We start from the raw sequence: 13,928 nt of genomic DNA, 5'->3' as shown, positions 1-13,928 counted from the left end.
GGAGAGCCGGTAGCCGCGTTCGCCGACGACGGTGTCGAGCCCGTCGGGCAGCGAGGCGACGAGTCCGTCCAGGCGGGAGCGGCGCAGCGCGTCCCAGAGGTCCTCCTCGGCGGCGCCGGGGCGGGCGAGCAGCAGGTTGGCGCGTACCGACTCGTGGAAGAGGTGGCCGTCCTGGGTGACCATGCCGAGGGTGTCGCGCAGGGTGTCGGAGGTCAGGTCGCGTACGTCGACGCCGCCGATGCGCACCGAACCCTCGTCGGTGTCGTACAGCCGGGGCAGCAGTTGGGCGATGGTCGACTTGCCGGCGCCGGAGGAGCCGACGAGGGCGACGGTCTGGCCGGGTTCGGCGCGGAAGGAGATGCCTCGCAGCACCTCGTCGCCGCCCCGGGTGTCGAGGCTCGCGACGTCCTCCAGGGAGGCGAGCGAGACCTTGTCGGCGGAGGGGTAGCCGAACCGCACCCGGTCGAACTCGACGGACACCGGGCCGTCCGGGACCGCCCGTGCGTCCGGCTTCTGGTCGATGAGGGGCTTGAGGTCGAGCACCTCGAAGACCCGCTCGAAGCTGACGAGCGCGCTCATCACCTCGACGCGCGCCCCGGCGAGTGCGGTGAGCGGTGCGTACAGCCGGGTCAGCAGGAGGGCCAGGGCCACCACCGCGCCCGCGTCGAGCTGCCCGCGCAGTGCGTAGAAGCCGCCGAGCCCGTAGACCAGGGCGAGCGCCAGCGCGGACACCAGGGTGAGGGCGGTGATGAACGCGGACTGGGCCATCGCCGTGCGTACGCCGATGTCGCGCACCCGGCCGGCCCGGACGGCGAATTCGGCGGACTCGTCGGCGGGGCGGCCGAAGAGCTTGATCAGGGTGGCGCCGGGGGCGGAGAAGCGCTCGGTCATCCGGGTGCCCATCGCGGCGTTGTGGGCCGCGGCCTCCCGCTGGAGCCGCGCCATCCGGGAGCCCATCCGGCGGGCCGGCAGCACGAACACCGGCAGCAGCACCAGGGCGAGCACGGTGATCTGCCAGGAGATGGAGAGCATCACGCCGAGCGTGAGCAGCAGCGTCACGACGTTGCTGACCACGCCGGACAGGGTGTTGCTGAAGGCGCGCTGGGCGCCGATGACGTCGTTGTTGAGGCGGCTGACGAGCGCGCCGGTGCGGGTCCGGGTGAAGAACGCGACCGGCATGCGCTGCACATGGTCGAAGACGGCGGTGCGCAGATCCAGGATCAGGCCCTCGCCGAGATTGGCCGAGAGCCAGCGGCTGAACAGGCCGAGTGCGGCCTCCGCGACGGCGATCACGGCGATCAGGAGGGACAGCCGGGTGACGGTGCCCGACTCCTTGCCGGTGACGATGGCGTTGACGACGCGGCCGGCGAGTACCGGGGTGGCGACCGCGAGCAGCGCCGTCGCCACGCTGAGGACCAGGAACAGGGCGACCCGGCGCCGGTGCGGGCGGGCGAACGCGGCGATGCGCCGCAGGGTGGTCCGGTCGAAGGGGCGTCGGTCCGCTTGCGCGTTCATGACGTTGTGGAGCTGTGTCCACGCGGTGGTTTCCATGCTCATGGGAGGAACGTACGACCTCCAGTGGACTTGAGGTCAACGGCCGGGTGCCGGCGGCGGTGAACCGGCCCCGGCGGGTGTCAGGTGCGGTGCCGGTCGGCGGGGCGCCGACGTGGCCGTGGTGCCGGTACGGCGGGGGCGGCACCGGCCTGCCGGTCCCGCCGCCCGCCCCGTACACCGAGCCCCGCCGCGGCGAGGAGGAGGGCGCCGAGCATGACGAAGGGGGCCGCGGTGCCCGCCACCCCGGCGATCAGTCCGGCGGAGGCGGGGGCCGCGACCTGCCCCAGGCGGTTCCCGGTGAGGCGGAGGGCGAGCGCGGTGGAGCGGGCCTCCGGCGGGGCGGCCCGGACCACGGTGGTCATCGAGAGCGGCTGCCCGACGCCGAGGCAGAAGCCGAGCACGGCGAGCATCACGGCCAGCACCGCCACGGGGACGGGCAGGGCGATGCCCGCGCACAGCACTCCGGCCAGCAGGCAGGTGGTGGAGAGCAGCGCGGTGCGGCCGAGGACCCGGAGCATCGGGGTCATCACCAGCCGGCAGGCGATGGTGGCGGCGGCGCGCAGGCTGAGCAGCAGTCCGACGGTGGCGGGGGCGATGCCCCGGTGTTCGCCGACGACGGGCAGGTACGCGGTGATGATGTCGGTCGCGGAGAGCACGGCGAGACTGATGAAGATCCCGGCCGGCACCCCGCGGGCCCGCAGGATGCGGCCGACGGGGACCTTCGTGGCCGGCTCCGCCCGGTGGGCGGCGGGCGGGGACCGGTGCTCGATGCGCCGGAGCGAGCCGAGGGAGACGGCGGCGACGGCCGCCGCGACGAGCAGGGCGAGTGCGCTGGTACGGGCCATGGCGCCGTCCCGCTCGGAGATCAGACACCCGGCGGCGATCGGGCCGATGAGCTGGCCGAGGGAGGCGCCGATGGTGAAGTGCCCGAAGTTGCGGTCCTGTTCGGCCGGTCCGGACTGGCGGGCGACGATCGACTGGGCGCCGATGACGAAGCAGAGGTGGCCCAGGCCCATCACCCCGCTCCAGGCCGCCATCGCGGTCAGCGATCCGGCCCGGCCGCTCAGGGCGCAGCCGCCCGCGATGAGTACGACGCCGAAGGGCAGCAGGGGCGCGCACCGGCCGTGGTCGGTCCGGCGCCCGAGCGGGACTGCGGCGAAGAGCGGGAGGAGCGCGTACACCCCGGTGATCACACCGATGGCGCGCTCTTCCCCAAGCTCTCAACTGCGTTCGAGCAGGGGAGACCCCATTCCCCGAGCGAAAGAGCCCGGTAGGAGACGGCGGGCCGCGCCATCGACACCGCCCCCTGCGCGAAGGCGAAGGCGATGACGAGGCGCAGCAGCCAGCTCCTGCCGGGTTCCTGGGCGGTGCGCACGGTCAGATGATGCCGAACAGGAGTCCGGCGCAGAGCACCACCAGCGAGGTGAGCGCCGCCCACTTGACGGTGAACCTGGTGTGGTCACCGAATTCGACCTTCGCCATGCCGACGAGTACGTAGACGGCCGGGACCAGCGGGGACGACATGTGCAGGGGCTGGCCGACCAGGGAGGCGCGGGCGATCTCCAGCGGGGAGACACCGTGGGCGGCGCCCGCCTCGGCGAGCACCGGGACGACACCGAAGTAGAAGCCGTCGTTCGACATGAAGTACGTCAGCGGGATGCTGAGGATGCCGGTGACGATCGCCATGTGCGGGCCCATGCCGTCGGGGATCGCGCCGACGAGCCAGTCGGCCATGTGCTCGACCATGCCCGTGCCGGAGAGGACGCCGGTGAAGACGGCGGCCGCGAAGACCATGCCGGAGACGTTGAGGACGTTGTCGGCGTGGGCGGCGATCCGGGCCCGCTGGTCGGGCATGTGGGGGAAGTTGACGGTGAGGGCGAGGGCCGCGCCGAGCAGGAAGAGCACCGGGATCGGCATCAGTTCCATGATCATCGCGGTGAGCAGGGCGATGGTGAGGCCGGCGTTGAACCAGTAGAGCTTGGGGCGCAGGGTGGCCCGGTCCGGGTCCAGGCCCTTGAAGCCCTCGTCCTCGTCGGCGTCCGTGTCCTCGTCCGCGGCCGGGTGCTCCGCCGCGTCCCCGCCCGCACCCGTGCCCGTGCCCGCACCGGCTCCGCCGGAGTTCTTGCGGATGCGGTCGCTGCCGCCGCCCGCCCCGACGAGCACGGTCTCCGGCTCCGCGGCCGTGCCGGTGGCCAGCGCCTCGTCGAGGGTGAGCATGCCGAGCCGCTTGCGCTCGCGCCGGCCCAGCACGACGGCGAGGAGGAGGACGGCGACCAGGCCGATGCCGAGCGCCGGGATCATCGGTACGAAGATGTCGCCCGCGTCCAGCTTGAGCGCGGTGGCGGCGCGGGCGGTGGGGCCGCCCCAGGGAAGGGTGTTCATGACGCCGTTCGCCGTGGCGGCGACGCCGGTCATCACGACCAGGCTCATCTTGAGGCGCTTGTACAGCGGATACATCGCCGAGACGGTGATCATGAAGGTGGTGGAGCCGTCGCCGTCGAGGGAGACGATGGCGGCGAGCACCGCCGTACCGACGACGATCCGCATCGGGTCGGCCTTGCAGAAGCGCAGGATGCCCCGCACGATCGGGTCGAAGAGACCGACGTCGATCATCACGCCGAAGTAGACGATAGCGAACATCAGCATCGCGGCGGTCGGGGCCAGATCGCCGACGCCGTCGATGACGTAGTCACCGAGCTTCGCGCCCTGTCCGACCGCGACGCAGAACAGCGCGGGAATCAGGACCAACGCCGCGATCGGCGACATCTTCTTCAGCATGATCAGGACCAGGAAGGTCGCAATCATGGCGAAGCCGAGGATTGTCAGCATGTGGACACCTATCGCTCACCCTTGAACTCCCACCGGACTCGGCGGTGCGGATGACGTTAGGGCGCGACTCGAAGCGTTAACAAGACGTTGACATGCGAGCAATACGAGCAAAACCCCAGGTCAACGCGGGGATCGCGGATGGCGCGCAACGGGTGGCCGGCGCCCCCGCCGTCACTCCAGTACGCGTGCCAGATAGGCCCGCAGCATGATGCGGGTCTCGGCGACGATGGCCCGGTCGCCCGACGGGTCGGTGCGGAAGGCGAGTTGGAGGAGGGCGTCGGCGGCCTCGACGCAGACCAGGACGGTGCGCGACAGATCCTCGTCGGGGGCGCCGCCCAGATGTGCGGCGAGCAGTTCGGCGAGCCGGCCGGCGACCCGCTGGTTGGCGGCATTCGCGGGGTCCTCCTCGGGGGCCACCGCGCCGAAGTCGACCAGGGCGAATCCGGCCACGGAGCGCTTCATCGCCAGGTATTCGTCCAGCACGGCATCGATGGCGCTGCGCCAGTCCGTGGCCGGGATGACGGCCAGGCGGCCGGTGATGCGTTCGGCGTAGCTGTCCAGATTGCGCTGGGCCAGCGCGTCGGTCAGCGCCCGCTTGTTGGAGAAGAACCGGTACACGGAGCCGATGGGCACCCCGGCGCGGAGGGCCACGGCGCGGGTGGACAGCTGCTCGTATCCGGTCTCGTCGAGGAGTTCGGCGCAGGCGTCGAGTATCCGGGCGAGGCGCTCGGCGCTGCGCTGCTGTACGGGGGCGCGGCGGAGGTTCGTGTTCGCATGGGGCACGGGCTCCATGATGCCGTGGGTCTCCTCTGCGGCGGATGGCCGGTGGGTTCCGCGTGCCCGGCGGGCGGGTGGCCGCCGGTCCTCCGGATGCCCGGCGGGTGGGTGGCCGCCCGGTTTCCCGGCGCGGTTCTCATGCGATGAGCAGCGACAGACCTCCGATGGTGTACGTGATCATCAGGACCAGCAGCGGGAGTTGTCCCGCGACGGCGCGGCCGGACGGGAAGAGGCGTACGGAGCGGTCGTGGGCGGCGATGACGCCGAGTACGTGGCCGAGGACGATCGCGGCGACCTGGAGCGTGGCGACACCGCCGGGGCCCAGGGGCGGATCGGGCGGGGCCGGATCGTCGGCGCCGAGCGCCACCATGACCGTACGCGGTCCTTCGGTGACGAAGAGTGTGAAGTAGTGGGCGATCAGATAGCCGAGGGCGATCGGTACGAGCGAGTGGGCGAAGGCGGTGAGGGGGTGGGGCAGTTGGCCGGAGATCAGCCGGACGGCACCGGCGCACAGGGCGTACAGGGCGGCGACGAGGGCGACGGCGCCCAGGAGCCCCAGGGTGGCGGTGGTGGTGCGGCCCAGGGACGAGGTCTGGACGGTGGTGATCCAGGACGGGGCGTCGGAGAAGCCGTCGTAGGCGGTGGAGCCGAGCATGACGCAGACGGTGGCGACGAGTCCGGGGGCCTGCGGGGTGGCGTCGAGTCCGTTGAACGGTGAGCGGAACACGAGGCGGCGGTCGGCGGGGCGGCGGCCGAGCGGGGAGAGCCGGGCGAGCAGCCCCGAGTAGACCTCGAAGGCGTCCCCCCGGTCGAACCATCCGGCGCCGTACCGGGCGGCGCCCGCGAGGTGGACGCCGGCGTAGCCGCCGAGGAAGACCAGGAGGGCGTCGGCCGATGCGGGATCGGGGGCGACGAGTTCGAGCCAGGTGAAGGCGAGGAGCCCGGCAGCGGCGGGCCACAGACCGAGCCCCGCGGGAAGGGGGCGGCCCGCAGCGGGGTCGCGTCCCAGGGCACGGCAGACGAGGAGGTGGACGGTGCGCAGCGGGTTGACCGGCCGCCAGACGGGACCGAGCAGGAGCGAGGCCGGGACCAGCCCGACCCACAGCAGTACGTATACGGCGCCGGCGGCCGGGTTGCGGTCCGGGTCGTCGGGGCCGAGGAGGAGCTGGAGTGTGACGTACAGGGCGGCGGCGAGGCCGAGCGCCCGCAGGGCGATACGGGTGGGCCGGGCGTCGGCGAGGCGCTGGAGGGCGGACGGGACGGGCCGGCCCGCCCGGTCGCCGCGGAACCGGGAGGCGGACCAGAGCAGGCCGAGCGCGAGGAAGGAGACGAAGAGCGCGGCGAAGGCACCGGCGAAGGCGTAGAAGGGGGACAGCGGAAGGTCGTGCTGGGCGCCGATGCCGTGGGCGAGGACGCTCACCGCACGACGAGTTGGGTCAGGAGCAGGTCGGACTCGTGGGTCTCGACCTCGAAGAGCCCGCTGCGGTCGGCGGTGAAGGTCAGGGTGACGGTTCTGCCCGCGGGCAGGGCGGCCTCCTTGTCGTAGCCGTGGACATGGAGGTGGTCGGCGCGGTCGCTGCGCACCCGGAGTTCGACGGTCCGGCCCTTCTTGATCTCGGTGCGGCCCGGGTCGGGGCTGACCTTGCCGTGGGAGACGACGATCTCGACAAGTGTGCTGTCGGGCCGGGGTGTTGCGGCTCCGGTCTTCTCGGGGTCGGCTGTGGCCGCGGAGAGGGAGGTGGTGGCCTGGACGGGGGCGGAGTTCACGGCCCAGGCGGTGTGGTCGTCGGCGTAGAGCCGTGCGGTGAGTTCGGTGCCGCCCTTTCCCGCGCCGCGGACGAGGGAGGCGGGGAGGTGGTACCAGGAGCCGTACACCCGGGCGAGGGGGTGGCCGTCGAGGAACAGCCGGGCGTGGCCTCGCCCGAGGAGCGCGGCGCCGCCCACGCTGTCCGGGGTGAACCGGAAGTTCCGTACGGTGAGGTGGACGTTCCAGCCGTCCTCCGAGTCCGGCCGCACGGCGACCGTCACCGAGGGGGCACCCTCGGCGTCGACCTGGCGCAGCCGGTTGCCGGAGCCGTCGTCGGCGGTGAGCAGCCGGCCGACGCTGCCGCCGGCCTGCTCATGGCTGGTGCCGGGCTTGTGGTGGGTGGTGGCCCGCCCGCCGCAGGCGCTCGCACCGAACACGAGGGCGGCCGCGGTGAGCGCGGTGACCGCGGCCACGGCGGGCCGGGCGGTCCGGCGCGGTCGGGCGGGCAGGGGCCTGTGGGAACGCTTCACGACGCGTCTCCTTCCGGGGCGGGTGCAGGGGCAGAGGCGGCGGCGGGGGCGGAAGCGGAAGCCTGCGAGGAGTCCGGGGCATCGGGCGCGTCCGAGGCGTCGGGCTCGCCGTGCCGGGCGGCGGCGATCACGGCCCACACCACCCAGACCACGCCGAGCAGTCCACGTACCCAGGCCGGGCTGAGCGGGATCCACGGGATCATGAACACGGCCTTGTCCATGGCGTCCAGCAGCGTGAGCCCGCCCAGCACCACCGTGGTCCAGCCAAGCCAGGGCCGCTCCCTCCGGAGCACCAGACCGATCCCGGTCCACCACACCCCGGTCAGCAGCAGCGCCAGCGCGGGCACGTAGGAGGCGGCCAGCCCCATCGTCGATCCGGCCACATCGAGCCCGAGGCCGATCACGCCGAGCCCGGTGACCACCGTGGCGAGCCGGCTGCCGCGCAGCCTGCGCCACCACAGCACCCCGCCGACCAGCGTGAGCACCACCGCGACCGTCAGCGCCACCTGCACCTCGATGCGCTGGATGCCCCGCGCCCCGTACCAGTCGCAGCCGGCCGGCAGCCGGCGCGCCTGCACGTTGTAGTCGGCGCAGACCAGCAGTTGAGCGAGTTTGACCGGTTCGCCGACGAGCCGGTCGGTGCTCCCGGTCACCGAGCCGCGCCCGGCACCGCAGGCGGGCAGGGCGCGCGGGGAGGACGGACCGGCGTCCGACTGCCAGCAGTTGCCCTCGCCCTGGCCGTCCCACCACACATCGGTACGGTTGGGCCGGGAGTTGCCCGCCTTGTCCTTGCCGAGGTGGTTGCCGGCGTACCGGTTGTGGTGCGAGGTGTCGGTCTGCTTGGACAGCGCTTCCTCGCCGCGGATGAAGGCGGGAACGGCGGTCAGGACGAAGGCGGCACGCTGCTGACCGTAGATCCAGTTGTTCTCGTACAGGTTCCAGTTGCCGCCCGCGGTGATGATGCCGGAGCCGGGCGGCATGGAGATCTGCGGGCAGACGACGCCGTCCTCGTAGCCGCGGTCCACAGGCGGCTTGGCGCAGGTGCCGTCGGCGACGTAGGGGTAGTAGTCGGCGTTGTTGTCGTGGATCAGGTTGCGTTCGAAGCGGGCGTGGTTCTGCGGCAGTCCGGGGTGGCCGGGGAAGGCGCTGTCCATCGAGGCGCCGCCCATGTTGTGGTCGAACTCGTTGTCGTGGACGTAGACGGAGTCGCCCGCGGTGCCGGAGTAGCCGACCATGTTGTGGTGGCTGCGGCAGCCGGTGATCTCGATGGAGTAGCGCGGCACGTCGTAGCCGTAGTCGTCGTTGATGTTCGACGCGCTGCCGGGGTAGATGCCCGAGTCGCCGTTTCCGTACGACTCGCAGTTCTTGTAGAGCCCGTGGTCACTGGCGAAGGTCAGGAAGCCGTACTCGTCGTTCCAGCGGGTGAGGACGGAGTCGATGACGAAGCCGTCCTGGGCCAGGACGTACAGGGAGTTGAAGGTGGTGCGCTGGGCGGTGAAGTTGCGGAAGTAGATCCCGTCGGAGCCGTCCGCGCGGATCGCGTTGAGCTTCTGGTACTTGGCGTCGATGACCACGTCCGTGCGCTCGGCGCCGGTGCCCTCGATCTGGAGGTTCTTCTTGCCGAGGATCGCCACCAGGTTCTGGTTGTGCGGGCACCGCGCCTGCTGGGCGTACGACAGGATCTGGTAGCCGAGCTGGGAGTTGGGCGCCTTCAGCCGGGTGCACTCCCCCGTCGGCTTCGGCAGCGAGGGCTCCTCCTCGTACAGGCCGGGCAGGACGGCGATGTTCATGCCGGGCCGGTCCACCGCGTCGACGGCCTGCTGCAGGTGCCGGTAGCCGGACTTCCGGCACCGTTCGAAGAGCTTCAGGTTCCGGGTCCGCAGCGCCTCCGGGAAGCCGGACACACGGCGCTCGAAGTCCGCCCGGTCGCTCTTGCAGACCAGCAGATCGGGCTCGCCCGTGCGGTACACGGGGACACTGCCGGTCCCGTCGGGCAGGGTGACCGGACGTTCCTCGTGCGCCTGGGCGGCAGGCGCCGCGAGGAGGGCGGCGGCCAGCGCCGCCAGGATCACCAGAAGTCTTCGTGTCCACGACATGTGCGGGAGAGTAGAGCATTGTTCAACTTTTGGAACCCCCCTGCGCACCACGCATTTGAACCGCCGGGCACCCGGGTGCGTCACAGATGCCGTTGACTCGCCTCGATTCGATTCCTACGGTTACCCATAGGATTCCATCGGCACCGGGAGCGCACATGGGCGGCATCGAGCAGGCGAGGAAGACGGCGGAAGCGCTGGAGCATTCCGCCGGTTTCGGCAATCAGCACAGCTCGGAGGCGGTGGCGGGCGCACTGCCGCACGGCCGCAACTCCCCCCAGCGGGCACCGCTGGGGCTCTACGCGGAGCAGCTGAGCGGCTCCGCGTTCACCGAACCGCGCGCCCACAACCGCCGTTCCTGGCTCTACCGGATCCGTCCGTCGGCCGCGCATCCGCCGTTCGTCCGCATCGGCAACGGGGCGATCCGGACCGCCCCGTTCGCCGATTCCGTACCCGACCCCAACCGGCTGCGCTGGGATCCGCTTCCCGAGCCCGCGGCCGGGACGGATTTCCTGGCCGGCCTGTGGACCCTCGGCGGCAACGGCGACGCGACGCAGCGCACCGGCATGGCCGTGCATCTCTACCACGCCGACTCGTCCATGACGGACCGGGTGTTCAGCGACTCGGACGGCGAGCTGCTGATCGTCCCGGAGCGCGGCGGCCTGCTGCTCCGTACCGAACTGGGCCTGCTGCGCGCCGAACCGGGCCATGTCGCCCTGATCCCGCGCGGCGTCCGCTTCCGCGTGGAGCTGCTGGACGCGACCGCCCGCGGCTACGTCTGCGAGAACTACGGCCAGCCGTTCACCCTCCCCGACCTCGGCCCGATCGGCGCCAACGGCCTGGCGAACGCCCGGGACTTCCTCGCCCCCGTCGCCGCGTACGAGGACGACGACCGCCCGGTGGAGGTGATCAACAAGTTCTGCGGGAACCTCTGGTCGGCGACGTACGACCATTCCCCGCTCGACGTGGTCGCCTGGCACGGCAACCACACCCCGTACGTCTACGACCTGCACCGCTTCAATGTCATCGGCTCGATCAGCTACGACCACCCCGACCCGTCGATCTTCACGGTGCTGACGTCGCCGTCCGACACCCCCGGTCTGGCCGGGGTCGACTTCGTCGTCTTCGCGCCGCGCTGGCTGGTCGGCGAGGACACCTTCCGGCCGCCGTACTTCCACCGCAATGTGATGAGCGAGTACATGGGCCTGATCGAGGGCGCGTACGACGCGAAGACGGCCGGCAAGGGCGGCTTCGTCCCGGGCGGCGGCTCGCTCCACAACATGATGTCGGCGCACGGCCCGGACCGGGAGACCTTCGACCGGGCCAGCGAGGCGGAGCTGAAGCCGCAGAAGATCGACGACGGCCTCGCCTTCATGTTCGAGACCCGCTGGCCGGTGACGGCGACGGAGCAGGCGGCCGGCGCCGGCCATCTCCAGCACGGCTACGACGACGTGTGGCAGGGTCTGAGCCGCAACTTCCGGCCGTAGGCGACCGGCACGACCGTCCCCGACCCGGCCCGGTCCGAACGAAAGGCCCCCAGGTGCCTCAGACGCCCAAGAACCCCCCGGGGCCGGCCTTCGCCCCCGACTCACTGGTCCTGAACCGCAAGCTGCCGCTGTGGTACCAGGTCTCGCAGTCGTTGCGCGCCTCGATACTGGGCCGCGCCAGGGACGCCTCGGCACGGCTGCCGACCGAGGAGCAGCTCGCCGCGCACTACGGCGTCAGTGTCCTGACGATGCGCCAGGCGCTCAAGGAGCTGGAGGCCGAAGGGCTGATCAGCAGGCACCGGCGGCGCGGCACGTTCATCGAGCCGCGCGCCCGCCGGGTGTCGCCGGTCCGGCTGCTGGGTTCGATCGACGCGATCGTGGCCCAGCAGTCGGGCGAGCGGACCGCGGTGCTCGGCCACGGCCCGGTCGCCGTGCCGGGCGAGCTCACCGAGTACTTCCCCGACTGCGCGGAGCTGGTCAGCTACCGCCGGCTGCGCCGCGACGGCGACAGCGACGAGCCCACCAACTGGGCGGAGAACGTGGTGCGTCCCGACATCGCGGCCCGTCTGGACGTCGCCGATCTCGAACGCTGGCCGATGACCAAGGTGCTGCGCGACCGGGTCGGCGTCCGGATCTCGCGCATCACCGACACGGTCGAGGCGCGCCTCGCCGACCCGGCCACCGCCGAACTCCTCCAGGTCCCGCTGCTGAGCCCGATCCTGTTCTACACGGGCGTGACGTACGACGAGAGCGGCCGGGTGGTCGACGTGGCGCGGATCCGCTACCGGGGCGACCGGTTCTCCTTCTCGGTCACCGTGGAGGCGCACTGACGCACTGCCCCGTGCCGCAGGGGCGCGGCTACGATGCCCGGGAAGGCGGGCGGACGTGGCGACGGGGAGGACGACACGGTGGCGGCACGGGCGGCGGGCGGCTCCGGTGATGCCCGGGACATGGACGCCCCGCTCCTCGACGACCTGATGCCCTGGTCCGTACGGCCGCTGCGCACCGGCCGCCCCTGGGTGATCGCCCCCGACGCCGCCTCCCTCCGGACGCGCTGGGACCGGCTGGTGCGGGCTCCGGCCGACGAACGCGAGCGGCTGTTCCGGGCGACCCGCTCCCGTACCCCGCGTACCCCGGTGGCGGCGCTGCCCGGACAGGCCACCGGCACCGGCCGGTTCGCCCGCGAGGAGGGGCCGTGCCCGGAGCCGGTACGGATCGCGCACGGCCCGTTCGACGAGCAGTGGCTGCTCCCCGACCACCGGCTGATCGACGCCGCCCGCCCCGAGCTGTGGCGGGTCGCCGACGGGCACCAGCTCTTCGCCGTGGAGCACGGGTACGTGCCCCAGGACACCGGCCCCGCCCTGTCCGTGACGGCGCTGCTGCCGGACGGCCACTCCCCCGCGGGCCGGCCCGGCCGGATCCGGCCGCTGTTCCGGCGTCCCGAGGGTCACGAGCCCAATCTGGCCCCGGGGCTGCTGAACGTGCTGCGCGCCCGCCACGGGGACTCGGTGACCGCCCATGCCGTGCTGGCCTGGGTGCTCGCGGCGGCCCGTCACTCCCCCGCCGGATGTGTGGTGCCGCTGCCCGCCGACACCGCGCGCTGGACGGCCGGGGTGGAGCTGGGGCAGGAGCTGCTGCGGCTGCATCTGCGAGGGGCCCGCGGGGCGGAGCGCCCGCGGCTGCCGGGCGGGCGGCGGCCCTATGTGCGGGCCACGGTTCCGCCCGTACCGGCCGGGCTGGCGTACGACGCGGACAGCGAGACGCTCACGGTGGGGACGGGCCGCGTCTCGCCCGTACCGCCCGGGGCCTGGGAGTTCCGGGTGGGCGGGGTCCGGATGCTGGAGCTCTGGTTCGGGCGGCGGTCGGCAGCCGGTGCGCGTGACGTGGACGGCCTGGAGGCGGTCCGGCCGCACGCCTGGCCCCAGGAGTGGACCTCCCAGCTGCTGGAGCTGATCACCCTGCTCGCCCTGCTCGACGGACTCCGCCCCCGCCAGGAGGGCCTGGCCGACGGGCCGGGGATCACGGCCGCCGAGCTCCGGGCGGCGGGCGTGCTGCCCGTCGCGGCCGCCGCCCGGCGGCCCGCCTCGGTGCTCGGTCATCAGGAGGAGGGCCCGGACGGGCAGTTCGCACTGCTGTGAGCCGGGCAGGGCTACCGGTCGAAGGAGTCCAGCACCCGGTGGAGCGCCCGGTCGAAGACCCCGTCCAGATCGATCGGCCCGGGGTCCTCGGCGAACCCCGCCGCCATCCGGGGATACTTCCCGGTCGCGATCTGGCTGATCAGATAGCCGGTGCGGGCCGCGTGCTCCTGCTCCTCGGACCAGGGCAGCGACCGGCTGCGCTCAGCCGTGGCGATCTCGTTGGCCACATAGGTGGTGACCACGCCGTTGACCATGGCGATCAGCTCCATCTTCTCGCCGAACCGCGCATCCACCCCGTCCAGGCAGCTGAGCGTGTACTCCAGGTATCGCAGGGCGTTCGGACTGAAGCCGTACACGGGTGACATCAGCCGGGGCACCCAGGTGTGGCGGTGCATCATCGCGCGGGCCTGGTGGGCGAGCGCGACGAGGTCGGCGCGCCAGTCGCCGGACGGCTCCGGGAACTCGTAGTCGCCGCTGACCGCGTCGAGCATCAGCTCGTACAGGTCCTCCTTGCGCGGCACGTAGTTGTAGAGCGACATCGTGCCGCAGCCGAGCTCCGCCGCGACCTTGCGCATCGACACCGCGTCGAAGCCCTCCGCATCGGCGATACGGACGGCGGCCGCCGCGATGTCCGCCCGGCTGAACGCGGGCCTGGGGCCCCGGCCCGCACGCTCGGGGCGTGCCCAGATCACTTCGGGTACAGCGGGTCGCCCCACCATCGGTCATCACCTCGCCCACCATCGTAGTTACGTACACCGTACGTAGTGCGGTAC

General features: G+C 72.3%; 10 protein-coding genes and 1 pseudogene. 3 read left to right on the top strand and 8 right to left on the bottom strand.

Going from position 1 to position 13,928, the window contains the following annotated elements; translation table 11 throughout:
* From EES42_RS14410 to EES42_RS14380, 7 genes and pseudogenes are all read right to left on the bottom strand, one after another.
* Positions 1-1,557 (bottom strand): ABC transporter ATP-binding protein (locus EES42_RS14410; protein WP_164495239.1); only part of this gene is annotated, 1,557 nt, incomplete at its 3' end.
* Positions 1,558-1,634: 77 nt separating this feature from the next.
* Positions 1,635-2,935, bottom strand: a pseudogene (locus tag EES42_RS14405) (MFS transporter).
* Positions 2,932-4,383 carry a CitMHS family transporter gene (locus EES42_RS14400; RefSeq protein WP_124718629.1) on the bottom strand — a complete coding sequence of 484 codons (1,452 nt, stop codon included), beginning with the start codon at positions 4,381-4,383 and terminating at the stop codon, positions 2,932-2,934. Before EES42_RS14400 ends, EES42_RS14405 begins: the two are co-directional and overlap by 4 nt.
* 171 nt (positions 4,384-4,554) lie before the next feature.
* Entirely contained in the window at positions 4,555-5,175 is a 621-nt protein-coding gene (locus EES42_RS14395; RefSeq protein WP_124718628.1) for a TetR/AcrR family transcriptional regulator, read from the bottom strand.
* A gap of 121 nt (positions 5,176-5,296) precedes the next feature.
* The gene (locus tag EES42_RS14390) at positions 5,297-6,580 is read right to left on the bottom strand and encodes a hypothetical protein (protein WP_124718627.1); all 1,284 of its coding nucleotides are present in this window, start codon (positions 6,578-6,580) and stop codon (positions 5,297-5,299) included.
* Positions 6,577-7,380 carry a cupredoxin domain-containing protein gene (locus EES42_RS14385; protein ID WP_206433505.1) on the bottom strand — a complete coding sequence of 268 codons (804 nt, stop codon included), beginning with the start codon at positions 7,378-7,380 and terminating at the stop codon, positions 6,577-6,579. The genes EES42_RS14390 and EES42_RS14385 overlap by 4 nt, the downstream gene beginning before the upstream one ends.
* A gap of 53 nt (positions 7,381-7,433) precedes the next feature.
* A complete protein-coding gene (locus tag EES42_RS14380) occupies positions 7,434-9,533 on the bottom strand; it encodes a right-handed parallel beta-helix repeat-containing protein (RefSeq protein ID WP_124718626.1) in 2,100 nt (699 codons plus the stop codon).
* Positions 9,534-9,688: 155 nt separating this feature from the next.
* Between EES42_RS14380 and hmgA the strand changes: the two genes are divergently transcribed.
* The 3 genes from hmgA to EES42_RS14365 all read left to right on the top strand — a co-directional run bounded on the left by hmgA (position 9,689) and on the right by EES42_RS14365 (position 13,155).
* A complete protein-coding gene (gene hmgA / locus EES42_RS14375; protein ID WP_124718625.1) occupies positions 9,689-11,017 on the top strand; it encodes a homogentisate 1,2-dioxygenase in 1,329 nt (442 codons plus the stop codon).
* A 53-nt stretch (positions 11,018-11,070) separates the two neighbouring features.
* On the top strand, positions 11,071-11,847 hold the full coding sequence (locus tag EES42_RS14370) for a GntR family transcriptional regulator (RefSeq protein WP_124718624.1): 777 nt from the start codon (positions 11,071-11,073) through the stop codon (positions 11,845-11,847).
* Positions 11,848-11,925: 78 nt separating this feature from the next.
* Complete coding sequence (locus tag EES42_RS14365) at positions 11,926-13,155, top strand: type ISP restriction/modification enzyme (RefSeq protein WP_124719364.1); 1,230 nt, start codon at positions 11,926-11,928, stop codon at positions 13,153-13,155.
* An 11-nt stretch (positions 13,156-13,166) separates the two neighbouring features.
* Here EES42_RS14365 and EES42_RS14360 read toward each other — a convergent pair whose 3' ends face one another.
* Positions 13,167-13,874, bottom strand: coding sequence for a TetR/AcrR family transcriptional regulator (locus EES42_RS14360; protein ID WP_124718623.1), 708 nt, complete (start codon positions 13,872-13,874; stop codon positions 13,167-13,169).
* Between the last annotated feature and the right edge of the window lie 54 nt (positions 13,875-13,928).

The sequence above is a fragment of the Streptomyces sp. ADI95-17 genome (assembly GCF_003846175.1).
Lineage (GTDB): Bacteria > Actinomycetota > Actinomycetes > Streptomycetales > Streptomycetaceae > Streptomyces > Streptomyces sanglieri.
This window is presented reverse-complemented; position numbering and strand designations above follow the sequence as displayed.

Excerpts from the sequence above, each read along its gene's own strand:
- EES42_RS14400 (WP_124718629.1), bottom strand. The coding sequence starts at position 4,383 with ATGCTGACAATCCTCGGCTTCGCCATGATTGCGACCTTCCTGGTCCTG.
- EES42_RS14395 (WP_124718628.1), bottom strand. The coding sequence starts at position 5,175 with ATGGAGCCCGTGCCCCATGCGAACACGAACCTCCGCCGCGCCCCCGTA.
- EES42_RS14380 (WP_124718626.1), bottom strand. The coding sequence starts at position 9,533 with ATGTCGTGGACACGAAGACTTCTGGTGATCCTGGCGGCGCTGGCCGCC.
- hmgA (WP_124718625.1), top strand. The coding sequence starts at position 9,689 with ATGGGCGGCATCGAGCAGGCGAGGAAGACGGCGGAAGCGCTGGAGCAT.
- EES42_RS14360 (WP_124718623.1), bottom strand. The coding sequence starts at position 13,874 with ATGGTGGGGCGACCCGCTGTACCCGAAGTGATCTGGGCACGCCCCGAG.